At 68.9% G+C, this 23,032-nt stretch carries 21 protein-coding genes; 11 read left to right on the forward strand and 10 right to left on the reverse strand.

Annotated elements, in window-relative coordinates; genetic code table 11:
- The first annotated feature begins 68 nt into the window (after nucleotides 1-68).
- Nucleotides 69-944 (forward strand): 4-hydroxy-tetrahydrodipicolinate synthase, encoded by an 876-nt coding sequence (gene dapA, locus CEW88_RS13875; RefSeq protein ID WP_108968119.1) that lies wholly within the window; start codon nucleotides 69-71, stop codon nucleotides 942-944.
- Between the two features lie 154 nt (nucleotides 945-1,098).
- Here dapA and CEW88_RS13880 read toward each other — a convergent pair whose 3' ends face one another.
- The 5 genes from CEW88_RS13880 to CEW88_RS13900 form a co-directional block, all read right to left on the reverse strand.
- Nucleotides 1,099-2,433, reverse strand: a complete 1,335-nt coding sequence (locus tag CEW88_RS13880; RefSeq protein ID WP_108968121.1) for a M16 family metallopeptidase — start codon at nucleotides 2,431-2,433, stop codon at nucleotides 1,099-1,101.
- Nucleotides 2,430-3,848, reverse strand: a complete 1,419-nt coding sequence (locus tag CEW88_RS13885; protein WP_108968123.1) for a M16 family metallopeptidase — start codon at nucleotides 3,846-3,848, stop codon at nucleotides 2,430-2,432. Before CEW88_RS13885 ends, CEW88_RS13880 begins: the two co-directional genes overlap by 4 nt.
- A gap of 103 nt (nucleotides 3,849-3,951) precedes the next feature.
- Entirely contained in the window at nucleotides 3,952-4,467 is a 516-nt protein-coding gene (locus tag CEW88_RS13890) for a DUF3035 domain-containing protein (protein ID WP_108969803.1), read from the reverse strand.
- 55 nt (nucleotides 4,468-4,522) lie between these two features.
- Nucleotides 4,523-5,014: a signal peptidase II gene (gene lspA, locus CEW88_RS13895; RefSeq protein ID WP_108968125.1), complete on the reverse strand. Its 492-nt coding sequence runs from the start codon at nucleotides 5,012-5,014 to the stop codon at nucleotides 4,523-4,525.
- An 83-nt stretch (nucleotides 5,015-5,097) separates the two neighbouring features.
- Nucleotides 5,098-6,267, reverse strand: coding sequence for a class A beta-lactamase-related serine hydrolase (locus tag CEW88_RS13900; RefSeq protein ID WP_254694506.1), 1,170 nt, complete (start codon nucleotides 6,265-6,267; stop codon nucleotides 5,098-5,100).
- Nucleotides 6,268-6,696: 429 nt separating this feature from the next.
- Between CEW88_RS13900 and CEW88_RS13905 the strand changes: the two genes are divergently transcribed.
- The gene (locus CEW88_RS13905) at nucleotides 6,697-6,975 is read left to right on the forward strand and encodes a glucose dehydrogenase (protein ID WP_368074606.1); all 279 of its coding nucleotides are present in this window, start codon (nucleotides 6,697-6,699) and stop codon (nucleotides 6,973-6,975) included.
- Between the two features lie 58 nt (nucleotides 6,976-7,033).
- Nucleotides 7,034-9,055, forward strand: coding sequence for a pyrroloquinoline quinone-dependent dehydrogenase (locus CEW88_RS13910; protein ID WP_254694507.1), 2,022 nt, complete (start codon nucleotides 7,034-7,036; stop codon nucleotides 9,053-9,055).
- 70 nt (nucleotides 9,056-9,125) lie between these two features.
- Here the strand turns inward: CEW88_RS13910 and purH are convergent, their stop codons facing one another.
- From purH to CEW88_RS13925, 3 genes are all read right to left on the reverse strand, one after another.
- Complete coding sequence (gene purH, locus CEW88_RS13915; protein ID WP_108968131.1) at nucleotides 9,126-10,715, reverse strand: bifunctional phosphoribosylaminoimidazolecarboxamide formyltransferase/IMP cyclohydrolase; 1,590 nt, start codon at nucleotides 10,713-10,715, stop codon at nucleotides 9,126-9,128.
- Nucleotides 10,716-10,734: 19 nt separating this feature from the next.
- A complete protein-coding gene (locus tag CEW88_RS13920) occupies nucleotides 10,735-12,483 on the reverse strand; it encodes a heparinase II/III family protein (RefSeq protein WP_438839477.1) in 1,749 nt (582 codons plus the stop codon).
- Nucleotides 12,484-12,660: 177 nt separating this feature from the next.
- Nucleotides 12,661-13,950 (reverse strand): RsmB/NOP family class I SAM-dependent RNA methyltransferase, encoded by a 1,290-nt coding sequence (locus CEW88_RS13925; RefSeq protein WP_108968135.1) that lies wholly within the window; start codon nucleotides 13,948-13,950, stop codon nucleotides 12,661-12,663.
- Between the two features lie 100 nt (nucleotides 13,951-14,050).
- Here CEW88_RS13925 and CEW88_RS13930 point away from each other — a divergent pair, with 100 nt between their 5' ends.
- Nucleotides 14,051-14,275 (forward strand): DUF1674 domain-containing protein, encoded by a 225-nt coding sequence (locus tag CEW88_RS13930; RefSeq protein ID WP_108969807.1) that lies wholly within the window; start codon nucleotides 14,051-14,053, stop codon nucleotides 14,273-14,275.
- 118 nt (nucleotides 14,276-14,393) lie between these two features.
- Here the strand turns inward: CEW88_RS13930 and dapB are convergent, their stop codons facing one another.
- A complete protein-coding gene (gene dapB / locus CEW88_RS13935; RefSeq protein WP_108968137.1) occupies nucleotides 14,394-15,209 on the reverse strand; it encodes a 4-hydroxy-tetrahydrodipicolinate reductase in 816 nt (271 codons plus the stop codon).
- A gap of 147 nt (nucleotides 15,210-15,356) precedes the next feature.
- On the opposite strand from dapB, the gene rbfA reads away from it, so the two are divergent.
- From rbfA to lpxK, 7 genes are all read left to right on the forward strand, one after another.
- The gene (gene rbfA / locus CEW88_RS13940) at nucleotides 15,357-15,779 is read left to right on the forward strand and encodes a 30S ribosome-binding factor RbfA (RefSeq protein ID WP_108968139.1); all 423 of its coding nucleotides are present in this window, start codon (nucleotides 15,357-15,359) and stop codon (nucleotides 15,777-15,779) included.
- Nucleotides 15,776-16,537: a phosphodiester glycosidase family protein gene (locus CEW88_RS13945; RefSeq protein ID WP_438839478.1), complete on the forward strand. Its 762-nt coding sequence runs from the start codon at nucleotides 15,776-15,778 to the stop codon at nucleotides 16,535-16,537. Before rbfA ends, CEW88_RS13945 begins: the two co-directional genes overlap by 4 nt.
- Before the next feature lie 59 nt (nucleotides 16,538-16,596).
- Complete coding sequence (locus CEW88_RS13950) at nucleotides 16,597-17,970, forward strand: TldD/PmbA family protein (protein WP_108968141.1); 1,374 nt, start codon at nucleotides 16,597-16,599, stop codon at nucleotides 17,968-17,970.
- Nucleotides 17,957-18,763, forward strand: coding sequence for an inositol monophosphatase family protein (locus CEW88_RS13955; RefSeq protein WP_108968143.1), 807 nt, complete (start codon nucleotides 17,957-17,959; stop codon nucleotides 18,761-18,763). Before CEW88_RS13950 ends, CEW88_RS13955 begins: the two co-directional genes overlap by 14 nt.
- A 118-nt stretch (nucleotides 18,764-18,881) precedes the next feature.
- A complete protein-coding gene (locus tag CEW88_RS13960; protein ID WP_108968144.1) occupies nucleotides 18,882-19,124 on the forward strand; it encodes a DUF4170 domain-containing protein in 243 nt (80 codons plus the stop codon).
- 5 nt (nucleotides 19,125-19,129) lie between these two features.
- Entirely contained in the window at nucleotides 19,130-20,338 is a 1,209-nt protein-coding gene (locus CEW88_RS13965) for a 3-deoxy-D-manno-octulosonic acid transferase (protein ID WP_108968146.1), read from the forward strand.
- Nucleotides 20,338-21,324: a tetraacyldisaccharide 4'-kinase gene (gene lpxK / locus CEW88_RS13970; RefSeq protein WP_108968148.1), complete on the forward strand. Its 987-nt coding sequence runs from the start codon at nucleotides 20,338-20,340 to the stop codon at nucleotides 21,322-21,324. The genes CEW88_RS13965 and lpxK overlap by 1 nt, the downstream gene beginning before the upstream one ends.
- A gap of 110 nt (nucleotides 21,325-21,434) precedes the next feature.
- On the opposite strand, the gene CEW88_RS13975 is transcribed toward lpxK, so the two are convergent.
- Complete coding sequence (locus CEW88_RS13975; RefSeq protein WP_108968150.1) at nucleotides 21,435-22,874, reverse strand: aldehyde dehydrogenase family protein; 1,440 nt, start codon at nucleotides 22,872-22,874, stop codon at nucleotides 21,435-21,437.
- Between the last annotated feature and the right edge of the window lie 158 nt (nucleotides 22,875-23,032).

Consider the following 23,032-nt stretch of genomic DNA (forward strand, 5'->3'; position numbering starts at 1 on the left):
TTCACATTCCCTCCAGCCCGGGGTCTCGCTGCTACGAAGCGAACACATAAACATTAAAGGAGCGTGTCATGTTCAAAGGTTCGATGCCAGCACTGGTCACGCCGTTCAAGGACGGCGTCGTGGATTTCGACGCGCTCAAGAAACTCGTGGACTGGCACGTGGCCGAGGGCAGCTCGGCGCTGGTGCCCGTGGGGACGACCGGCGAGAGCCCAACCCTCAGCTACGAGGAACACGAGGCAGTCATCGACTGCGTGGTGAAAACCGCCGCGGGCCGGATCCCGGTGATCGCCGGCGCGGGGTCGAATTCGACCGCAGAGGCGATCCACTTCATGCAGTTCGCCGAAAAGGTCGGCGCGCAGGCAGCGCTGGTGGTGACCCCCTATTACAACAAGCCGACCCAGGCCGGTCTGATCGCGCATTTCACCGCCGTGCATGACGCCGCGAACCTTCCGATCATCATCTACAACATTCCCGGCCGATCGGTGGTCGACATGTCCCCCGCCACCATGGGCGAGCTGGCCAAACTGCCGCGTATCGTCGGCGTCAAGGACGCCACCGGCGATCTGGCGCGGGTCTGCGCACAGCGTATCACCTGCGGCACGGACTTCCTGCAGATCTCGGGAGAGGACGCCACCGCGCATGGCTTCAACGCCCAGGGCGGCATCGGCTGCATCTCGGTGACCGCGAACGTCGCCCCGGCGCTCTGCGCCCAGATGCAGGCGGCCACGCTCGCGGGCGACTACGCCAAAGCGCTGGAACTGCAGGACAAGCTGATGCCGCTGCACCAGGCGATCTTTGCCGAGCCGGGCGTCTGCGGCGCAAAATACGCCATGAGCCGTTTGGGCCTGTGCAACGAGGAAGTGCGCCTGCCGCTGCTGCCAGTGACCGAGCCGGTGCGCGCGCGCATCGACGCGGCACTGCGTCACGCCGGGCTGCTGGGCTGAAGTCCAGCGACGGATAGAGTGGGGGCACTGCCTCCGCTCCTCCGTTATGTATCCGCCCACAAGACCCCCCCGGGGGAAACCTGAATGAAAGAAGGCGGGTCCGATGTCGGACCCGCCTTTGTCTTGTGCCCAGGGCTTTTCCCGCGAAGGGGGCTCACTCGGGCTCGGTGCTCTCCACGCCCTCGGGCTCGCCGACGACCACGAATCGCAGCGCGTCGGGCTTCAGCACGCGGGCGGCGACGCGCTTCACGTCCTCGAGGGTCAGCGCCTCGATTTCGTCGTTGCGGGTGGCGATGTAATCGGGGGTCAGCCCGTCCATCTGCATGCCGACGAGGATATCGGCGATTGGCCCGTTGCCGTCGAAGCGCAGCGGGTATGCACCGGTGAGATAGGTCTTGGCCTGGTCAAGCTCCGCCTCGGTGACGCCGTTCTCGGCAAGCTTGGCCCATTCGTCCTTGATGACGTCTATGGCCTCGCCGATGCGGTCATTGGCCGAGGCGACGTGGCCGAGATAGAGCTCGGCATGGTCCATTGGCACGATGTAGGAATAGACGCCGTAGGTCAGGCCCCGCTTTTCGCGCACCTCGTTCATCAGCCGCGCCTCGAAGCCGCCACCGCCGAGAATTGTGTTCATCACATAGGCGGCGAAGAAGTCCGGATCGTCGCGCTTCAGCCCCTTCTGTCCGAAGATGGCCACCGACTGCGGTGTCTCGAAGGGCACGACCGTGATCCCTGCCGTGGTCTGCACGTCAAAATCCTGGGGCAGAGGTGCACCGGTGTCGGGCAGGTCGGCCAGAAGATTGTCGATCAGCGCCGAGAGCTCCTCGGGCGAGATGTCGCCGGTCGCGGCGATATAGACCCGGTCCTTGGCCATGGCGCCCTTCCAGGCGTCGACGATGTCGTCACGGGTGAGCGCGCGGACGCTCTCGACCGTGCCCGAGGCATCGGTCGCATAGGGGTGATCGCCGAAGACCTCGGCGTCGAAAGTCGCGCTGGCGATGCTGTCGGGGTCCTTGGCATCGCTGCGGATCCCCGAGATCACTTGCGCCCGAACCCGCGTCAGCGCGGCTTCGGAAAAGCTCGGCTCGATCAGGCTTTGGCGCAGCAACTCGACTGCGTCGTCGCGGTTTTCGGTGAGAAAGCGCGCCGAGACCGAGACCGCGTCCTGGCTCGAATCATAGCCGAAGCTCGCGGCGAGCGACTCCGACTCGGCGGCGAAACCCTGGGCATCATAGGCCCCGGCGCCCTCTTCCAGCAGCCCGACCATCAGGTTTGTCGCGCCGCGCTTGCCCGGCGCGTCCAGCGCCGCGCCGCCCTTGAAGCGGATCTCCAGCGCGGTGAAGGGGATCGAGGGTTCCTCGACCAGCCAGGCCTTGAAGCCCAGCGGCGTCTCGACCTGCTGGATGTCGATCTCGGCGGCGGCGGGCAGCGCCAGCCAGAGCGAGGCCGCCGCGGCGATCAGCGGGCCGGTCACGATGCGGAACGTCATTGGGTCACCTCTTCGGCATCAGTCTGCGGCAGCGACAGGGCGGCGGGAGCGGCCGCCGGCGCGGCATCGGCGGGGGTGGTCAGGTAGCCCGTGACCGAATGGCGCCTGTCGAAGACCTTGCGCGCGGCGGAGACGATCTGTTCGCTGGTCACGCCCTGCAGGATCTCGGGCCAGGCCTGCACGTCCTCGACCGTCAGGCCGGAGGTCAGCGCATTGCCGTAGCGCTGCGCCACGCTGGCCACGTCGTCGCGGTCGTAGATCTCGGAGGCGCGGGCCTGGAACTTGATCCGTTCGAGCTGCTCAGGATCGCAGCCGGTCTCGAGGAAGGCCGCCAGTTCGGCATCGAGCGCCGCCTCGGCCTCCTCCAGCGTCACGCCGGGCGCAGGCACGATGCCGAAGCCGAAGCTGCCATCGTCATAAGATGTGCCGTCGTAGAAAGCCCCGACATAGATCGCCTTGTGCTGTTCGAACTGCAGCTTCTGGTTCAGCACCGAGGTCTGCCCACCGCCGAGGATCTCGGCAAGCAGGGTCAGCGCCGCGGCCTCTTCCTGGTTGCCGGGGTCGCGCTCGGGCGCGAGGTAGCGGCGCATCACATAGGGCTGCGCGACGCGCGGGTCCTCGAAGCGCAACCGGCGTTCGGCCATCTGCCGCGGCTCTTGAGGGCGTTCGCGCGGGGCACCGACCTCGGGGTTGGCCGGCAGCTCGCCGTATGTCTGCTCGGCCAACGTGCGCACCTCGTCGGGCGTGGTGTCCCCGGCGACGACGAGGATCGCGTTGTTGGGAGCGTAATTGCGGTGATAGAACGCCAGCGCATCGTCGAGATCGAGCTGCTCCATCTCCTCGCGCCAGCCGATCACCGGCACGCCGTAGCGGTGGTTGAGGTAGAGCGCCGCGCCCATCTGCTCGCGCAGCAGCGCGCCCGGGTCGTTCTCGGTGCGCATGTTGCGCTCCTCGATGATCACGTCGCGCTCGGTGAGGATATCCTGCTCGTCGAGCTGCAGGTTGACCATGCGGTCGGCTTCCATCTCCATCATCAGCCCGAGCCGGTCGGCGGCGACGCGCTGGTGGTAGGCGGTCTGGTCATAGGAGGTGAAGGCGTTGTCGGTGCCGCCGTTGCGGGCGACGATCTTGGAAAACTCGCCCGGCGCCAGCGTGTCGGTGCCCTTGAAGAGCAGGTGTTCGAGGAAATGCGCGACGCCCGAGCTGCCCGCGGTCTCGTCGGCGGAGCCCGCCTTGTACCAGACCATATGCACGACGACCGGCGCGCGGTGATCCTCGACCACGACCACCTCCATGCCGTTGTCGAGCGAGAAGGTGGTGACCGGCGTCTTCTCGGGGAGGATTCCGGCTGTCTCCGCCCGCAGCGGCATCGCCGACAGCACCACCACGGCCAGCGCCGCGCTCCATGACTTCATCTGCAAGCCCCCACTCCTCGGCTGAAACGACATCTGCCCCCAACCTACGGGGCGGGGGCAGTCATTCCAAGCTGGGCTTGCGGTTTCGTGATGTGTCGCGCGCTCAGTCGGCGGGCGGCGGCGCAGAGGGGGTGCGGGCGCCCGCCTTGCGGTAGGCGGTCAACGCAGCATTGGGGTCGAGTATCTGGTCGCGGTAGACCTTGTTGTACTCATCGTCCTTGAAGAGCTTCCAGTTGAACACCGAGCGGTCGCGGCGGAACTGGGCGTCCTCGACGGCGAGCCGCGTGCGGATGTCGCCATCGCGGCCGTAGCGCGAGGCGCGGTTTACCAGCGCGGCATCGCGGGATGGCACCTCTCCAACCGCCAGCTGCGCCGGGTTGCCGCCAAGCGCCGCGACGGCGTCCGCGAGCGGCGTCTGGTCGGTGCGGTTGGCGCTGCCGGGCGTTGGCGTCGGCAGCTCGGCAAAGCTCTGCGGCATCTCCAGCGGCTTGTTCGGCACGATGGCGAACTCCTCGGGGGTGCCGCGGTTGTTGCGCATTTGGTGCAGCGTGCGATCACTCGTCGTACAGGCGACGAGCCCGGTAAGTCCGAGCATCAGCACGAGATGCGGCAGCTTCATGGCCATTCTCCGGTTCTTGCCTTTCGCCCGGATCTATACGATCCGGCCTGCCCCGTCACGGGGCCTTTTTCCCGCGCTTGCCCGCCTCGGTCCCGCCGGAGAAAAGCACCAGCCCGATCGCGCCCGCGAAGATCGCGATATCGGCGACGTTGAAGGCAAAGGGGTTGTTCAGCCCACAGCAGGACATGTTGAGGAAATCCGCCACGGCCCCGTAGAGCAGCCGGTCGATCACGTTGCCGAGCGCGCCACCGATCAGCAGCCCGCCCGAGATCAACCCCAGCCGCCCCGGCGGATCGCGCCGCAGCCAGACCGAGACGAAGAGCACGATCCCCAGCGCCACGGCGATCAGCGTCCAACGCGCAGCGGCGGCATCATCCGCGAAAAGGCCGAAGTTGACCCCGCGATTCCACGCCATACGGAAGTTGAGGAATGGCGGCAGCACGTCGATCGACAAGCGCTGCGCCAGCCCCATCACGTGCACCACGAGCCATTTCGAAAGCTGATCCACCACGAAGGTGATCGCCGCCGTCACCAGTACCAGCCGCATGAACTCTCCTTGCGCCGGGGCCGCGCCCCGGGTTTCCGCCCCGGTCTACAGGCTGCGCGCCGCGAGGAAAAGCCCTGCCCGGTTCAGGGGTGTGCGAGCGCCCGGCGCAGCAATGCGCGGAAGGCGCCCGTCGCCGCCTGCTCGTCGATCACCCCCGGATCGTTCACCGTCAGCGCCGCGCACAGGGGTCTCTCCTCGGCGTCGCGCAGCACCACGGTGAAGTTCAGCACCCCGGGCTCCGAGCCGCCCTTGTAGGCGGCGGGACCCAGTCCGTAGGCGGGCCCGGGATTGAGCTGCAGCATCGGCAGGTCCGCCATGGGCAGCAGCAGCGCGCAGAGCTGCTCGAGCGGCAGGTACCACTCGATCCCCGGCACCGAATGCGCGGCGGCCCCGGCCGGATCGGGGGGCGTCGACGCGGCCTCGGCGGCAATGCCGGAGCGGTCCTCGGGCTCTGCGTCGAGCCAGGCCCGGGCCGCTGCGGGATCGCTCTTGAGGGCAAAGAACTCGCGGGTCGAGAGCATTGCCTCCGGCGCAATCGCCAGTTCCTCGGCCACGGTGTCGCGCCCGAGCAAGTCGAGAAGCAGGTCGGTGGCGGTGTTGTCGCTCTCGGCGATCATAAGCAGCGCGGCGGTGTGCAACGTCACCGGCGCCTCTTCGGGGAAATCCTGAAGTCGCCCCGAGGGCAGCGACCGATGCCCGTCGCCAAGCCGCAGCACACGGTCCCAATCGGTCTTGCCCGCGCGCACGTCGCGGGCCAGCACCGACAGGATCCCCAGCTTGAAGGCCGAGCCGACCGCCAGCGGATGCGACGCGCCGCCCGCCGCCAGAACCTCGCCCTCGCGGGTCACCAGCCAGGAGACCTCGGCCCCCAGCCCCTCCAGCCCTGCCACAGCCGCGCGCAGATCGGCGACGAGCGGCTCGGGCGCACCGAGGCGGAGCCCGGCGATCCGCCCCTCGGGATCAAGGGTGATCTTCACCGGCACCTGGTAGGTCGCGCTGCGCAGCGTGCCGCTGCCGTCGACAAGCTCGATCTGCTCGACCGGGCCGACCTGCGCCCTCAAGGTCTCGAGCAGGCCATCGAGCTGGGCTTTGGGGACGGCGCGGGCGAAATCCTCGGTGACTTCGACATCCCCGGCGCCGCCCGACAGCAGGGCTTTCAGAACCGCGCGTTCCGCCTCCTGGCCCGCCGCAACTCCGGGCAGGCAAAGAAAGGTCGCCGCCGCCGCGAGGACAGCCCCCAAAAATACCTTCACGCCAATCACTCCCAAAAATAAGGCGGCGCTCCGCCGCCGCCGACCCCATCATTTCACGAATCGGCGCCGGGGTGAATTGCGCGGAATTGGTCACGATCACTCTCCGGTCACCCGCGCGACCTTGAAGACCACGCAGGGGTGAGACGCTACAGGCGGTCCATCTGACCCTACTCCCGCCGGTTGCTTGCTTATTTCCGAAGTCCACCCAAAAGAGATCTTTTTCGCACCCGCGGCATCATGATGCTTGTCGACATTCCGGCGACTGAATATCTATTTCTTGTGGCCATTAAATTTCGCCGGTTCCTTTTTCAGAATTCCGATGAGTGAGCGCCAATTGTGACAAGCATTTCTTCTCCCTCTCAGAGATCCTCCGTCGGCTGGGGTGTAAAGCTCCTTGGATGGGGCTGCGTTCTGCTGGGCCTCGTTCTTATGGCTGGCGGTCTCTGGCTGATCTCCCTGGGCGGAAGCTGGTACTACGCGCTCGCGGGGCTCGGCCTTGTCCTCACCGGGGCGCTGCTCAATCGCGGCAGCCTGAAGGCGCTGTGGCTTTACTTGCTCGTCTGGGTCGGAACGCTTGGCTGGGCCTGGTGGGAGAGCGGCAACGACTGGTGGGCGCAGCTGCCGCGGATGCTGTCCCCGACCGTGATCCTGCTTCTCATGCTGGCCTGCCTCCCGGCATTGGTCCGAAACAGGCGGCGCCCGTCCTGAGGACCCGATCAAGACCCACAGAGCCCCGGGCCAAAGCTCTCGTAGGAGGTACATGTCGATGATCCGTTTTCTCCAAACGCCCGGGCGCGGCCTGCTGGCCTCCTTTGCGGGCGCCGTGCTCGGGCTGGCCGCACCCTCCGTGCTTGCCCAGGGCGGCGGCGCATCCGAGCCGCCGCCGGAACGGGCGATGCCGGTGCCCGTCGGCGCGGACTGGCCCTATTATGGCGGCGACGGCATGGCACAGCGCTTTTCGCCGCTGACCCAGATCACCCCTGCCAATGTCGGACAGCTCGAGCGCGCCTTCGTCTTCCACACCGGCGATCTGCCCCCCGGCGACGGCGCCGGCAGATACGCCGCCGAGACGACGCCGCTGAAGATCGGCGACAGTCTCGTCATGTGCACCGCGATGAACAGGATGATCTCGATCGACGCGGCAACCGGCGAGGAGCGCTGGCGCTTCGATCCCGAGGTCCCGCGCGAGGCGATCCCCTATGGGGCCACCTGCCGCGGTGTGGCCGCCTATACCGATCCGGACAGGCCCGAGGGCGAGGCCTGCAAGGTGCGGGTGATCGAGGCCACGCTCGATGCCCGCCTGATCGCGCTCGACGTCGAGACCGGGGAGCCCTGCACGGACTTCGGCAGCGACGGACAGGTCGATCTCTGGGAGGGCATCGGCGAAAAGGTGCCGGGCTTCTACGCGGTCACCGCCGCGCCCACCATCGTCGGCGGTATCGTGGTCACCGGCGCACAGGTCAAGGACGGACAGGCCGAGGACGCTCCTTCGGGGGTGGTGCGCGGCTTCGACGCGGTGACCGGCGCGCTCGCCTGGGCCTGGGACTTGGCCGCACCCGAGGAGATGGGCGGCGGCCCGTCCGAGGGCAAGACCTACACCCGCGGTACGCCCAACATGTGGACCACCGCCACCGCCGACGAGCTGCGCGGCATCGTCTACCTTCCGCTCGGCAATTCCGCGGTGGACTACTATGGCTCCAACCGCTCGGAGGCGGAGAATACCTACGCCACCTCTCTGGTCGCACTGGATGCCGCCACCGGCGAGGAGCTCTGGCATTTCCAGACCCTGCGGCACGACGTGTGGGACTACGATCTCGGCGCGCAGCCGACGCTGCTGGACTACAAGGGCGAGCCGGCAATCCTGCTGTCCTCGAAACAGGGGGATCTCTACATCCTCAACCGCGAGACCGGCGCGCCGCTCACCCCGGTGGGCGAGCTCACCGACCTGCCGCAGGGCGAGATCGAGCCGGACTTCGTCGCCGACAGCCAGCCGGTGTCCCTCTGGGCGACCCTGCGCAAGCCGCCGCTGACCGAGAAGCGCATGTGGGGGATCACCCCCATCGACCAGCTCTATTGCCGCATCCGTTTCCGGCAGATGGTCTACGACGGCTACCTGACCCCGCCTTCGACCCGGAATTACATCCAGTACCCGGGCTATTACGGGGGCAACGACTGGGGCTCGGTGGCGGTGGACACGTCCCGCGGGCTGCTCATCGCCAACTACAACGACATTCCCAATCTCACCCGGCTGGTGCCCCGCGCCGAGGCCGACGCCGAGGGTATGCGGCCGATCGGCAGCCCTGAGCGCGCCGCGGGGCGCGGCCAGCCGCAGGTGGGCGCGCCCTACGGGGTGACAACCAACGCCGGGTGGCGATCAGGCCTCACCGAACTTCCCTGCACCCAGCCGCCCTATGGCGGGATCACCGCCATCGACCTCGCGACGGGTGAGCCGGTCTGGGACACGCCGCTTGGCACCGCCCGGCGCAATGGCCCCTTCGGCCTGCCGTCGCGGCTGCCGCTGAAGATCGGCACACCGAACAATGGTGGCGCGGTACTCACCGCATCGGGGCTGATCTTCATCGGGGCGGCCGTCGACAACCTCTTCCGCGCCATCGACATCGAAACCGGCGAGACGCTCTGGACCGACGCGCTGCCCGCGGGCGGGCAGGCCAACCCGATCAGCTACGAGGTGGACGGCCGGCAATACGTGCTGATCGCCGCCACCGGCCATCACGCGATGGAAACCGGGGTCAGCGACGCGATCATCGCCTATAGGCTGCCCGACTGAGCGTGCTGCGGGCACAAAAAAGAGGCGGGCCGCGGCCCGCCTCCCCTGTCAGCCTGCGATCCGCGCTTGATCAGTGGCGGAAGTGGCGCATCCCGGTGAAGACCATTGCGAGCCCAGCCTCGTCGGCCGCAGCGATCACCTCGTTGTCGCGCATCGACCCGCCCGGCTGGATCACCGTGGTCGCGCCGGCGGCCGCCGCTTCCATCAGCCCGTCGGGGAAGGGGAAGAAGGCGTCCGATGCGACAGCCGAGCCCTGCGTCAGCGGCGTGTCGAGGCCGAGGGCCTCGGCCATGCGCTCGGCCTTCTTGGCGGCGATCAGCGCCGAGTCGACGCGGCTCATCTGGCCCGCACCGACACCGACGGTGGCGCCGTTCTTGACGTAGACGATGGCGTTCGACTTGACGTGCTTGGCGACCTTCCAGGCAAAGAGCAGGTCCAGCAGTTCCTCGTCCGACGGCCGCTTCTTGGTCACCACCTTCAGATCGTCCAGCGTGATCGTGCCGTTGTCCTTGTCCTGCACGAGCATCCCGCCCGAGACCTGGCGGTAGGCGAGGCCCGGCTCGGAGGTGTCGGCAAGCCCGTCGGTGGTCAGCAGGCGCAGGTTCTTCTTCTTGGCGAAGATCTCCTTGGCGGCGTCATCGGCCCCGGGCGCGATCACCACCTCGGTGAAAATCTCGGTGATCGCTTCGGCGGTCTCGGCGTCGAGCGGCATGTTCAGCGCGACGATGCCGCCGAAGGCCGAGGTACGGTCACAGTCAAACGCCTTCTGATATGCTTCCAGCAGGGTCGCGCCCTTGGCCACGCCGCAGGGGTTGGCGTGCTTGATGATCGCGCAGGCCGGCCCGTCGGCGGGCAGGAACTCCGAAACCAGCTCGAAGGCGGCGTCGGTGTCATTGATGTTGTTGTAGGACAGCTCCTTGCCCTGGTGCTGCACAGCGGTCGCCACGCCCGGACGGTCCGAACCGTCGCGGTAGAAGGCGGCCTTCTGGTGCGGGTTCTCGCCATAGCGCAAGGTCTGGGCGATCTCGCCCGAGACCACGCGGCGGCGCGGCGCGTCGTCTTTCAGCGCGCCGGCCATCCAGGTCGAAACCGCGGCGTCATAGGCGCCGGTGCGGGCATAGGCGACCTGCGCGAGCTTCTGACGGAAGGCATAGGTGGTGGCACCATTGTTGGCATCAAGCTCGGCCAGCAGCGCCTGGTAGTCGGCCACATCGGTCACCACGTTGACGAAGGCGTGGTTCTTGGCCGCCGCGCGGATCATCGCCGGGCCGCCGATGTCGATGTTCTCGATGCAGGTGTCATAGTCGGCGCCCTTGGCGACGGTTTCCTCGAACGGGTAGAGGTTGACCACCAGCAGGTCGATCCCGGTGATGCCGTGGGCCTTCATCGCCTCGACGTGCGCGGGGTTGTCGCGCAGCGCCAGCAGGCCGCCGTGCACGCGCGGGTGCAACGTCTTGACGCGGCCGTCCATCATCTCGGGGAACTCGGTGACGTCCGACACGTCGCGCACCTTGAGGCCCGCCTCGCGGATCGCCTTGGCGGATCCGCCGGTCGAGAGCAGCTCGACACCCCTTGCGCTCAGCGCCTTGGCCAGGTCGATGAGACCGGTCTTGTCCGAAACGGAAATGAGGGCGCGGGCGACGGGGGAGAGATCAGGCATGAGGAGAGTCCCAGATGGTTCAGAGCGTCACATCCGGCTCGTCCTGCCCAAGGTCTCGGATCGCGATGGCGGTGTCCTGCGCCTTGGCCAGCGACCAGCGGATGCGCGTCGCATACTCCATCACGCGGCCGGATAAAACGACCTGTTGCGCCCCGCGGGGCCGAAGCCGGCCATTTTCCAGGTAAACCGAGTCTTCCACCGCCATTTTCACCCCCGGTTCGGGGCGGAACACCCAGATCTCGCCCGAACGCAGCCCCAGCGAGACCGCCGCGCCGGCCATGTCGAGCTCGGCATCGACGTCGGGATGCAGGTGAAAGCGAATCTCATAGCGGAACCCTTCAAGCCCGCCCCGGTCGAGCCGCTTGTCGAAGGTCTTACGATCCTTGGCATCCAGCGCGAAGAGCATGTCCTCGCCTTCCAGGGTTCGACCGTCGAGGCTCAGCTCGAGCTTGCGCGCATGGGTCAGCCCGTGGCTGCGCTTGTAGCCGTCATGGGCGGCCTCGAACCGCCAGCCCGCCGCGTCCTGCGCCAGTTCCACCGGCACCTCGCGCGGGCCCTCGACGATCAGCTCGCGTTCGATCCCGCCGATGCGCTTGCGTTCCCCGAGCCGGGCGCTCGACGTACCATCGAGGCAGAGCGTGGAATGCGACGGCGTGGCCCGCGCCGCGCGCCGCCACTCCTCGCCGAAGACCGAGCCGGCGCCGCAGCTGACGATCAGCGGGCGACGACCCGATGTCAATTCGAAGGCCAGCGTCGAGGCATGTGCGCCCGCCGAGGCGCGCCCCTGCGGCGGCGGCGCGGCGTCGACGATCACCGTGCTGCGCCCGCCCGCCAGCCGCGCACAGCCCATGGCAAGGCCCTCGACCGGGCGGCGGCGCACCCCCGAGGCGGCCAGCGCCTGGTCGAGCCGCCCCTCGGCCCCGCGCCCGCCGCCGTGAAAGCGCGCCAAACCGCCGTCGGCATGGCGCAGCGCGCGCAGCGTCGGCGCGATGCGGGTGATGGCGTTGAGATGCGCGCCGCCGGGCTCGAGGTCGGCCTCCTCCAGCGCCGCCCGCGCCCAGGTGAGCAGGGTGAAGACCTCCAGCAATTCCTCGGGGTTGCGTGTCGGCAGGCCGCCCGCCACGTCGATCTGCCGGCTGCATTCCAAATCCAGCGCCTGCCGCGCCGGATCGAGATAGGCCCGCATCCCCTCGAGCGAGAGCGCGGCGTAGATCAGCCCGGTGAGCGCCTCGAAGCGCGGCAGCCCCGGCAGGGCCGCGCCGCGCCGCTTGGCAAGAAAGCGCGTTTGCCCCGCCAGTGCCCGGTAAAAGGCCGCCGAGTCCTCGGCGCTCATGCCGCGCAGCAGGAAAAGCGCATGGTGGATCCAGCGGATCAGCCGCCGCCCGGCAAGCTCGGGCACCCAGCCCGGACCGCTGCCGCGCCCGTAGCGCGCGATCCAGCCCATCAGCCAGTCCTGCGCCAGCTTGCGCGCCTCCGCATCACCCAGCGCGGCAAGATCGTCCAGCCAACGAAAGGCATGGATCTCTTCTTGCCAGGCGCGGTCCTCGAGCTCGATGTCCCAGATCATCGCGCCCTTGCCCTCGGCAAGGTAGCCGGCGAACATCAGGTTGCCGGCGCAAAGCTGGCGCCCCCGGGCGAGTTGCCCGGTGGTGCGCGGCTCGGGCTGCGAGACAAAGGCAGTGGCGCTGCCCGCGCGCGCGGCGAGCCGCGAATGCACGCGGTTGAGAAACTGCGTGGCGGTGACCGACCAGCTCGCCATATCTACCATGCCCTGCCCTTCCGCCCGCCTCGGGGCTTTTGCGGCAAGGGTAGACCTCGCGGCGGCGCAAGTCACCGGGCAAGCGCCCGGAATCGCGCAAACGCGATCCCGTCGCGCCGGGTTTGCGGCCTGCGCGCAACGGCTGGCGCGGCCCGCGGCCCGAAGCCAACGGGCCGCAGGGCGGCGTCAGCCCGCGGGCGCCTGCAGCACGGCAACGTAGAAGCCGTCCATGCCGCCACGCTCGGGCCAGTAGTCGGGGCGCAGCCGCAGCCCGCCCTCTTCGGACCGCCACGCCGGCTCGATCCACTCGGCCTCGAGCGGTGCCACGGTTAGCCCGTCATGGCGCGACAGCGCCTCTTCGATCTGGCATTCGCCCTCGTCCGGCAGCAGCGAGCAGGTGCAGAAGACCAGCCGGCCGCCCGGCTTCAGCAACCCCAGCGCGTGGTCGATCATCGCCGCCTGCAAGCCGATGAGCTCGGAGATGCCCTCGCCCTGCTTGGCATGCGGCAGGTCGGGGTGACGGCGTATGGTGCCGGTGGCCGAGCAGGGCGCGTCGAGCAGGATTGCGTCGAAGCTGCCCTCCGCCTCCAGCGCATCACCGACCCGTGTCTCCGCCTTCAGCCCGGTGCGCAGCAGGTTCTCGGTGATCCGCGCCATGCGGCTCTCCGACAAATCGAGCGCGGTAATCTCGGCCCCCGCCGCCGCAAGCTGCAGGGTCTTGCCGCCCGGCGCCGCGCACATGTCGAGCACCGCCAGCCCCGCCACGTCGCCAAGCAGCTTGGCGGGCATCGCCGCGGCAGCGTCCTGCACCCACCAGGCGCCTTCGTCGAAACCCGGAAGCGCCGAAACCTGCCCCGGCTCGGCGAGCCGCAACGAGCCGGTGGGCAAGAGCTCGGCGCCCAGCTTCGCGGCCCAGCCTTCAGCATCCGACGTCACGGTGATGTCAAGCGGCGCGCCGGCGGCGTGGGCGCGTTCCATGGCCGATACCGCCTTGCCGCCCCAGGCCGCGGCCAACGGCTCGCGCAGCCAGCGCGGCAGCCGCGGCGCGCGCAGCTTGGCCCATTGCTCCGGCCCCTCTTCCGACAGGCGGCGCAGGATGGCGTTGACCAACCCCGACATGGTCTTGGTCTTGCGGTCCGCCGAAATCAGGCTGACACAATCGTTCACCACGCCATGCGCCGCGCCACCGGTGCAAAGCTCATAGGTGCCGAGCCGCAGCACGTTGCGCACGAAGAGCGGCGGCGCCTTGCGCAGGCGCGACTTCAGCATCTGGTCGCAGCGCGCCAGGTTCCGCAGCACGCCTGTGGCCAGCCGTTGCGCCGCCGCGCGCTCCGAAGCCTCGAGCTTGACGAAGGGCCCGCCCTGCATTGCCTCGCTGAGCAGCCGCCCCTGCCCCAGCACCTGCCCGAGCAGCGCCACCGCCGCCGCCCGTGCCGGGCTCGCTGCTTCCGTTTTTTCCGCGCCTTTGGCTGCCATGGGACCACTCCGCAAACCTGCGGGTCTTGCCCGCGCATGATCCACGGGCCTATATCAAGCCGACCCACGCAAGGAAAGCACGCCCGAGGAGGGCATGGCCATGAGCGACGACACCAGCCCCGATCACACCGAAATCACCGCCGAGCTTCCCACGGAGCTTCCCGCTGCCGCGCAGCGCGCGCTGGCCGAGGCCGCCGAGCGCCGCAAGGCCGCCGAGGAGGCGCTGGCCAAGGATCCCCGCGCCAAGGAGTATGGCGGCCGCGACGGACTCGACCCGGCGCGCTACGGGGATTGGGAGAAAAAGGGCATCGCGATCGATTTCTGATCGCCGGTCAGCTCGAGAACACACTGACGCGCGTTGGGGGGGGGCAACGGCCCCCCTTTCTTCTCTTTATGGCATACGTCCGCCGGAGGCGCTCCCGCGCTCTCGGCCGGGTGCAGCGTCAGTCGCCGAGGCCGAGCACGTCGAGCATGTCATATTCACCCGGCGCCTTGCCCTGCCCCCAGAGGGCCGCCTTCAGCGCGCCGCGGGCAAAGAGCGCGCGGTCCGACGCGATGTGCTTGAGGGTGATGCGCTCGCCGGCGGCGGCGAATATCACCTCGTGCTCGCCAACCACGTCGCCGCCGCGCAGCGCAGCAAAGCCGATTGCGCCGCGCTCGCGCGCGCCGGTGATGCCGTCACGACCGCGGTCCGAAGCCTCGGCGAGACTCACGCCCCGGCCCTCTGCCGCCGCCTCGCCGAGCATCAGCGCGGTGCCCGACGGGGCATCGACCTTGCGGTTATGGTGCATCTCGACGATCTCGATGTCCCAATCCGCGTCGAGCGCCGCCGCGACCTGCTTGGTCAGCTTGGTCAGCAGATTGACCCCGAGGCTCATGTTGCCGGCGCGCACGATCACTGCATGACGGGCCGCGGCGCGGATTTTCTCGAGATGGCTCTCTTCCAGGCCGGTGGTGCCGATCACGTGCACGGCACGGGCCTGCGCCGCCAGCTCGGCGAACTGCACGGTGGCCGCGGGAGCGGTGAAGTCGAGCACCGCCTGCGCCTTGGCGAAGGTCTCGAGCGGATCGTCGCTGACAGAAAGCCCAAGCTCGGTGCCGCCCATGCAGGTGCCGAGGTCGCGGCCCACCCAGTCGTTGCCGCTCCGCTCGACGGCGCCGACGAGTTTCAGCTTGTCGCTGGCCAGCACCTCGCGCACCAGCATCTGGCCCATCCGTCCCGACACGCCCGTGACGACAACCCCCGGCAGTTCCGACATCTTGCTCTCCGATCCTGAGTTTCCCGCAGGGCATACTCTGCTGCGCTGCCGATGGCAAAGGCGATGTCGGCGCGCCGCCTCCCTGCGCTGGCACCGCTATGCGTTCGCGTTCTTGGCAAATCCCCGCAAGGCGCCTATGTCTGCGCCATGGCAAAGAACAGATTCCACGAGGGCTCCGGCCCCAGCCAGAGACAGCTTCGTGTCGGCGAACTCATTCGCCGCACCTTGGCGGACGTGCTCAACCGCGGCGAGGTGCACGACCCCGAGCTGAACCGGCTTTCGATCACCGTCGGCGAAGTTCGGGTCTCTACCGATCTCAAGGTTGCAACCGCCTATGTCGTGCCGCTCGGCGGCAAGCAGGAAGGCAATATGTTCGAGCTGCTCGAGCGCAACAAATCCGAGTTGCGCCGCCTCGTCTCGAAGGAGCTGACGCTGAAATACGCGCCGGAGCTGCGCTTCCGCCACGATGAGACCTTCGACCGGCTCGACGAGACCCGCCGCCTGTTCTCGCAGGAGGCCGTGCGCCGCGACGTCGAGGGACAGGACGCGGACGGGGACGACGACGCGTGAGGCTTCGCGCGGGCTTCACTGCGCTGGCGCTTGCGGCTGCGGCGCTGCTCCCGTCGCTGCTGCCGTCGCAAGCGGGGGCCGTCAGCTGCGAGGGTGCCAGCCACGAGGGCAAGCGCTACACGCTCTGCACCGTGGGCGCCGACGAGGACCTGCGCACCTTCCTGCGCGCGCCCGACGGCACGGTCTGGGGACATTTCTCGACCCTCGACGCCGCGCTGCGCCAAAAGGGCGAGAGGCTGGCCTTTGCGATGAACGCCGGCATGTACCACGAGGACCGCGCGCCGGTCGGCCATTACGTCGAGAACGGCCAGGAGGAGATGCGCGTCATCTCCAGCCCCGGGCCCGGCAATTTCGGCATGCTGCCGAACGGCGTGCTCTGCATCGGCGCCGGCGAGGCGCAGGTGTATGAGACCCGCGATTTTCTCACCCGCAAGCCCGACTGCCGCTATGCCACGCAGTCGGGGCCGATGCTGGTGATCGACGGCGAGCTGCACCCGCGCTTCCTGCCCGACAGCAACTCGCGCTACATCCGCAACGGGGTCGGCACCACGGCCGACGGCAAGACGCTGGTTTTTGCCATCTCCGAGGAGCCGGTGAGCTTCTACGAGTTCGGCACGCTGTTCCGGGACGGGCTGAAGATGCCCAACGCGCTGTTCTTCGATGGCAACGTCTCGCGGCTCTTCGCGCCGGAGGTCGGCAGGACAGACATTGGACGGACGCTTGGGCCGCTCATCGGCGTGGTGGTTCCGGCCGAGTAAGGCGGTGGGGGCAAGCTCCGCGGCCCACCAAATCAACTTGACGACATACCGGAGGCGACATGGACGGCACAGAGCGCAACCACCCGGCGGCCCGGGACCTGCAGGGGCTGACCGCGCAGCTGCTCGAGGCCGCGCGCAAGGCCGGCGCAGACTCGGCGGACGCCATTGCCATCGACGGCACCTCGCTCAGCATCGACGTGCGCGCCGGCGCTCTGGAGCACGCCGAGCGCTCCGAGGGCGTCGACGTCGGCCTGCGCGTGCTGCTTGGCCAGCGCAGCGCGGTGGTCTCGACTTCGGATGTGAAGCCCGCGACGCTGGCGGCCCTGGCCGAACGCGCCGTGGCGATGGCGCGCGAGGCGCCCGAGGATCCCTTCGCCGGGCTTGCCGATCCGTCGCAGCTGGCGACCGGCTGGGATCTGGATGCACTCGAGCTGGCGGATCCGTCCGCCGACCCTGCGCCCGATGCGCTGCAGCGCGATGCCCTCGAAGCCGAGGCGGCGGCGCTGGCGGTCGAGGGCGTGAGCCAGGTGCAGTCGGCCTCGGCCTCCTACGACGCGCAGCGAGTGTTCCTCGCGGCCAGCAACGGCTTTGCCGGAGGCTATGCGCGCACCGCCCGCTCGACCTCCTGCGTTGCCATCGCCGGGAGCGGGCTGGGGATGGAGCGCGACTACGACGGCGACAGCCGCACGTTCCAGTCCGACCTGCGCAGCCCCGCCGAAATTGGTCACCGCGCCGCGACCCGGGCGCTCGACCGGTTGAACCCGCGCAAGCCCAAGACCGGGGCCTACCCGGTGCTCTTTGACGAGCGCATTGCGTCTTCGCTGATCGGTCACCTGGTGGCCGCCGCGAATGGCGCCTCAGTGGCGCGAGGCGGGTCCTGGCTGCGCGACGCGCTCGGCGAGCCGGTGCTGCCGGACGGCATCTCGCTGATCGAGGACCCGCACCGCCCGCGCATCTCGGGCTCGCGCCCCTTCGATGCCGAGGGGCTGCCGACGCAGCGCCGCGCGCTCGTCAAGGATGGCGTGCTGACGGGATGGTCGCTCGATCTCGCCACCGCCCGCAAGCTGGGCATGGCGCCCACCGGCAACGCCGCGCGCGGCACCTCGTCGGGGCCCTCGCCGACCGCCTGGAACCTCGAGCTGACGCAGGGCGACAAATCGCCCGAGCAGCTCATCGCCGAGATGGGCCGCGGCTTGGTGGTGACGTCGATGATCGGCGCGACGATCAACCCCAACACCGGCGACTACTCGCGCGGCGCCGCAGGCTGGTGGGTGGAAAACGGCGAGATCGCCTATCCCGTCTCGGGGGTCACCATCGCTGGCAACCTGCGGCAGATGCTGCGCGCGCTGGTGCCGTCGAACGACGCCCGGCCCTGGCTGTCGCGGGTCGTGCCCTCGCTGCTGGTCGAGGGGCTGACGCTTGCCGGCGAGTGATCCCGCTCCGGGTCACGCCGCCGATCGCGCGCTGCTCGAGCGCGCGGCCCGCGCGGCGGGCGAGATTGCGCTCTCCTTCACCGGGGACGCGCTCGATGTCCGGTACAAGGCCGCCGACGGCAGCCCCGTGACCGCCGCCGATCTCGCGGTCAACGCCCGGCTCGAAGAGCTGTTGCGCAGCGCCCAGCCGGATTACGGCTGGCTGTCGGAGGAAAGCGTCGACAATGCCGCGCGCCGCGCCGCCGAGCGGGTGTTCATCGTCGATCCCATCGACGGCACCCGCTCGTTCATCGCCGGAGAGGACACCTGGGCGCATTCGCTGGCGGTGGCCGAGAACGGCGTGATCACCGCAGCCGCCATCTATCTTCCGAAGCGGGACCTGCTCTATAGCGCCGCGCTCGGACAGGGCGCGGTGCTGAACGGCGTACCGCTGCGCACCACCCTGACCGGCACGCTGGACGACGCCGAAGTGCTGGCCCCGCGACCGGTGATCGACAGCCCCTACTGGCGCGTGCCGCTGCCGCCGATCCGCCGCGCGCATCGTCCCTCGCTCGCCTACCGGCTGGGGCTGGTGGCCGAGGGGCGCTTTGATGCCATGCTGACCTTTCGCCCGACCTGGGAGTGGGACATCGCTGCCGGAACGCTGCTGCTGCAGGAAGCCGGGGCCAGGGTCACGGACCGGCTCGGGCGCCCGCTAAGGTTCAACGCCCGCCACCCGCAGCATCCCGGAGTGGTCGCCGCCAACCCGGCGCTGCACGCCGACATCATGGGGCGGCTGACGCTGGCGCTTTGATCGTTCCGAGCCTTCCATAGACATGTGAACCAGCGGCGTAACGCTGACCTGCGGTAGAATCTTGACGCTGCGGGTGCAGAAAGTAGGTTGCGCGCGTCTGTACGGGAAAGGACCCCCCATGCCCCAACGTCTCCACCTCGTCTTCGGCGGCGAGCTCGTCACCCCCGAGAAGTCCGTCTTCAAGGACGTGAACGACATCCACATCGTCGGCATGTTCCCCGATTACGCCTCTGCCTACGACGCTTGGAAGGCCGAGGCGCAGCGCACCGTGGACAACGCCCACATGCGCTACTTCATCGCCCACATCCACCGCCTGCGGGACGAGGAAACCGAGGTCTCCGCGACCGAAGAACTCGGCTGACACCCATGGCGCGCAGGCCGTTCTCCCTGTCGGCCTACATGGCCTATGCGCGTGGCCGCGGGGCGACGCCGGGCTCGGCGCCCCGCGCCCGGCCCGACGGGGCGCTGCTCTGGTTGCACGCCGGAGGCCCGGGCTCGGCCCGGGCCCTCTCGGCGCTGGCAACCCGGATGAAAATCCAGCGTCCCGAACTGGGGCTGCTGATCACCGGCGAGCCCGACCACGCGCCCGAGGGCGCTTTGCATGCCGATCTGCCCGGCGAGAGTCCGTCCGAGATCGCCGCCTTCGTCGCGCATTGGCGCCCGCAGCTCGGCTTCTGGACCGGGCAGGAGTTGCGCCCGGCGCTGCTGCAGAGGCTGCAACAGATCGGCACTCGGCTGGTGCTGCTCGACGCGCGCGACGCGCCCTGGACCAGCCCCGCGCCCAGCTGGGTGCCCGATCCCACCGCCGCGACGCTGCATTTTTTTGATCGCATCTGCCCGGTGGACGAGCCGGCCCGTCGTCGCCTCCGCCGCGCAGGGGTCGAGGAGAGCGTCATGCCGACGCTCGGTCCGCTCACCGACAGCGCCCCGCCGCTCGACTGCAACGAGAAGCTCTACGAGGAAATGGCCGGGGTGCTCACCGGCCGGCCAATCTGGCTCGCGGCGAAGCTGCGCAGCGCCCAGGAGGCCGAGGAGGTGCTCCACGCCCACAAGCGCGCCGTGCGCCTCGCGCACCGGCTGATGCTGGTTCTCGTGCCCGCCACCCACGACCTGGCGCCCGCAGTGGCCGAGGTTGCCCGGGAGTCGGGGCTGCGCCTCTGCGCCTGGGAGGCGGGGGAGATGCCCGATGAGAACACCCAGGTGCTGGTCACCGAGGACGCCTCTGAGCTCGGGCTCTGGTACCGGCTTGCGCCGGTGGCCTTCCTTGGCGGTTCGCTGGTCAACGGCCACGGCGGCGAGGACCCTATGGAAGCCGCCGCCCATGGCATCGCGCTGCTCTATGGGCCCAACGTTGGGCGCCACCTGCCCGCCTATTCGCTGCTGGCCGAGGCCGGTGCGGCGCGGATCGTACGCGATTTCGACTCGCTCGCCGGGGCGCTCAGCCAGCTTGTGGCCCCCGACCGCGCCGCCGCCATGGCGCATGCGGGCTGGGACGTGATCACCCAGGGCGCAGAGCTGACCGACGAGATGATCGCTCTGGCCTGCGGCTGGCTCGACGAAGACGAGGTCGCCTGATGCGCGCTCCTAGCTTCTGGCAGACGCCCCCGGGCGCCCCCGCCTGGCAGGCCCGCCTGCTCGCCCCGCTGGGCGCGCTCACCGCCCGCGCCACGGCGCGGCGGGTCGCCTCGGGACCGGGCGAGAGGGTTCCCGTGCCAGTGATCTGCGTCGGCAATATCAACGCCGGGGGCACCGGCAAGACCCCCACGGTGATCGCACTGCTGGAGAGGCTGCGCGAGGCCGGGGCACATGTGGTTTCGCGCGGGCATGGCGGCAGCCTGACCGGCCCGGTGCAGGTGGACCCGCGCCGGCACAGCGCGGCAGAGGTTGGCGACGAACCGTTGCTGCTTGCCGCCTTCGGCCCGGTTTGGGTGGCGCGCGACCGCGCCGCCGGGGCGCGCGCCGCCGTTGCCGCGGGGGCCAAAATCATCATCCTCGACGACGGGCTGCAGAACCCGGCACTCGCCAAAGATCTCTCTATCGTCGTGGTGGATGCCCGATACGGCTTCGGCAACGGCCGCTGCCTGCCCGCCGGGCCGCTGCGCGAGCCGGTGAGCGCGGGGCTGAAGCGCGCCGACCTTCTGCTGTCGATCGGCGGGGCAGAGGCACAGCGCGGCTTCGACGCCCAATGGGGCAGCGCGATCTCCCTGCCTCGCCTGCGCGGCGCGCTGGAGCCGCTGCAGACCGGCATGGACTGGCAGGACCTTCCGGCGCTGGCCTTTGCCGGGATCGGTCATCCCGAGAAGTTCTTTGCCACGCTGAGGGGCCTTGGCGCGAATATCGTCCGGGCCGAGGCGCTGGACGATCACCAGCCCTTCACCACCGCGTTGCTGACCCGGCTGGAGCGCGAGGCGCAAATGCTGGGCGCGCAGCTCGTCACCACCGAGAAGGACGCCGCGCGCCTGCCCGAGTCCTTCCGCCCCAAGGTGCTGAGCCTGCCGGTACGCCTGCGGTTCAAGGAACCCGCGCCGCTGGACACTGCGCTGGCAACCCTCGGGCTGTGAGGCCGATCATCGTTCTGCAGATGCTCCCGCCCGTGGCGTCCGGCGGCAAATACGAACGCGGCGCCCGTGAAGAGCGCCGCGTCATCCGTGTCTGCGAGTAGAGAAGCGGCTTACTCGGCGGCCCAGCCGCTGACCGACTTCACCTCGAGGAAGTCGAGGATGCCGAAGGATCCGCCCTCGCGGCCATTGCCCGACTGCTTCATGCCGCCGAAGGGCGCGCCCGCAGCGCGACCGGTGCCGTTGGTTTGAACCATGCCCGAGCGCAGCAGACGGCTCAAACGGTTGACCCGCGCCGCATCGGAGCTCTGGACGTAGTTGGTCAGCCCGTAAGGCGTGTCATTGGCGACGCGCACCGCTTCTTCCTCGGTATCGAACTTCATCACCGAAAGCACCGGGCCGAAAATCTCCTCGCGGGCGATGGTCATCTCCGGGGTCACGTCGGCAAAAACCGTCGGGCGCACGTAAAAGCCCTTGTTGAGCCCCTCGGGACGGCCAAGTCCGCCGGCCACCAGCCGCGCACCCTCGTCGATGCCCTTCTGGATGAGGTCCTGAATTTTGCTCCACTGGCTCTGGTTGACCACCGGGCCGATATGATCGCCTTCCTGCTGCGGATCGGCAACCTTCACCGCCTCTGCGGCCTGCGCCGCCTGCTCGACCGCCGTGTCGTAGAAGGGCGCCTCGACGATCATCCGCGACGGCGCGTTGCAGCTCTGGCCGGAGTTTTCCATCATGTGCAGAACGCCGCGCTTCACCGCCTCGGGGTCGGCGTCCGCGAAGACGAGGTTCGCGCCCTTGCCACCGAGCTCGAGGTGCACGCGCTTCAGCGTGTCGGCAGCGGCCTTCGAGATTGCCCGCCCGGCGCGGGTCGAGCCGGTGAAGCTGACCATGTCCACGTCCACATGCGACGACAGCTGCGAGCCGACACCGGCCCCGTCGCCGTTGACGAGATTGAAGACGCCCTTGGGGAAGCCGGCTTCATGCATCATCTCGGCAAAGAGGATGGCGTCGAGCGGGCTTTCCTCGGAGGGTTTCAGCACCATGGTGCAGCCGGCCACTGCAGCGGCGCCGACCTTCAGCGTGACCTGGTTCATCGGCCAGTTCCACGGGGTGATCAGCGCCGCGACCCCGACTGCCTCGTGGATGATCCGGTGCTCGGGAAGGTCTTCGCGCAGGGAATGCTCAAAGGGGAATTCCTTGGCGGCGCGGATGAAGTTGGTGAGGTGGAAGGTGCCGGCCCCGACCTGATCCGCGCGCGACAGCGAGATCGGCGCGCCCATCTCGAGCGTCATCGCCTGCGCCATTTCCTCGGCGCGCGCCTTGTAGACCTCGAGCAGCTTCTCGACGTAGCCGATGCGCTCGGCGACCGGGGTCGCCATCCAGCCCGGCAGCGCCGCCTTGGCGGCGGCGACGGCGGCATCCGTGTCGGCCTGATCTCCCAGCGAGATGATCGCGCAGGGCTCTTCGGTGGCAGGGTTGATCACCGCGTGATCGCGCGGCTTGGCCGGGTCCACCCATTGGCCGTCGATGTAGAACTGGCGCTTCTCGATCATATTGGTCTCCGTTGGTCTGTCTTTGAGTCGGAATTTGATCAAATTATTTCTGGCGGCAGAGTGTCACCGCGCCGCGACCTCCGCAAGCGGGCTCTTTACATCGTGGGTCCGGCCCGTATCTATTTCGCGAGACCCCAAGCCGATCAGTCGGACAGGAA

Source organism: Alloyangia pacifica (genome assembly GCF_003111685.1).
Classification (GTDB): domain Bacteria; phylum Pseudomonadota; class Alphaproteobacteria; order Rhodobacterales; family Rhodobacteraceae; genus Salipiger; species Salipiger pacificus_A.

Bases quoted from the DNA above. Each gene is read 5' to 3' on its own strand.
- dapA (WP_108968119.1), top strand. From the start codon at position 69: ATGTTCAAAGGTTCGATGCCAGCACTGGTCACGCCGTTCAAGGACGGC.
- CEW88_RS13880 (WP_108968121.1), bottom strand. From the start codon at position 2,433: ATGACGTTCCGCATCGTGACCGGCCCGCTGATCGCCGCGGCGGCCTCG.
- CEW88_RS13885 (WP_108968123.1), bottom strand. From the start codon at position 3,848: ATGAAGTCATGGAGCGCGGCGCTGGCCGTGGTGGTGCTGTCGGCGATG.
- CEW88_RS13890 (WP_108969803.1), bottom strand. From the start codon at position 4,467: ATGAAGCTGCCGCATCTCGTGCTGATGCTCGGACTTACCGGGCTCGTC.
- lspA (WP_108968125.1), bottom strand. From the start codon at position 5,014: ATGCGGCTGGTACTGGTGACGGCGGCGATCACCTTCGTGGTGGATCAG.
- CEW88_RS13905 (WP_368074606.1), top strand. From the start codon at position 6,697: ATGGCTGGCGGTCTCTGGCTGATCTCCCTGGGCGGAAGCTGGTACTAC.
- CEW88_RS13910 (WP_254694507.1), top strand. From the start codon at position 7,034: ATGATCCGTTTTCTCCAAACGCCCGGGCGCGGCCTGCTGGCCTCCTTT.
- purH (WP_108968131.1), bottom strand. From the start codon at position 10,715: ATGCCTGATCTCTCCCCCGTCGCCCGCGCCCTCATTTCCGTTTCGGAC.
- CEW88_RS13920 (WP_438839477.1), bottom strand. From the start codon at position 12,483: ATGGTAGATATGGCGAGCTGGTCGGTCACCGCCACGCAGTTTCTCAAC.
- CEW88_RS13925 (WP_108968135.1), bottom strand. From the start codon at position 13,950: ATGGCAGCCAAAGGCGCGGAAAAAACGGAAGCAGCGAGCCCGGCACGG.
- CEW88_RS13930 (WP_108969807.1), top strand. From the start codon at position 14,051: ATGAGCGACGACACCAGCCCCGATCACACCGAAATCACCGCCGAGCTT.
- dapB (WP_108968137.1), bottom strand. From the start codon at position 15,209: ATGTCGGAACTGCCGGGGGTTGTCGTCACGGGCGTGTCGGGACGGATG.
- rbfA (WP_108968139.1), top strand. From the start codon at position 15,357: ATGGCAAAGAACAGATTCCACGAGGGCTCCGGCCCCAGCCAGAGACAG.
- CEW88_RS13950 (WP_108968141.1), top strand. From the start codon at position 16,597: ATGGACGGCACAGAGCGCAACCACCCGGCGGCCCGGGACCTGCAGGGG.
- CEW88_RS13960 (WP_108968144.1), top strand. From the start codon at position 18,882: ATGCCCCAACGTCTCCACCTCGTCTTCGGCGGCGAGCTCGTCACCCCC.
- CEW88_RS13965 (WP_108968146.1), top strand. From the start codon at position 19,130: ATGGCGCGCAGGCCGTTCTCCCTGTCGGCCTACATGGCCTATGCGCGT.
- lpxK (WP_108968148.1), top strand. From the start codon at position 20,338: ATGCGCGCTCCTAGCTTCTGGCAGACGCCCCCGGGCGCCCCCGCCTGG.
- CEW88_RS13975 (WP_108968150.1), bottom strand. From the start codon at position 22,874: ATGATCGAGAAGCGCCAGTTCTACATCGACGGCCAATGGGTGGACCCG.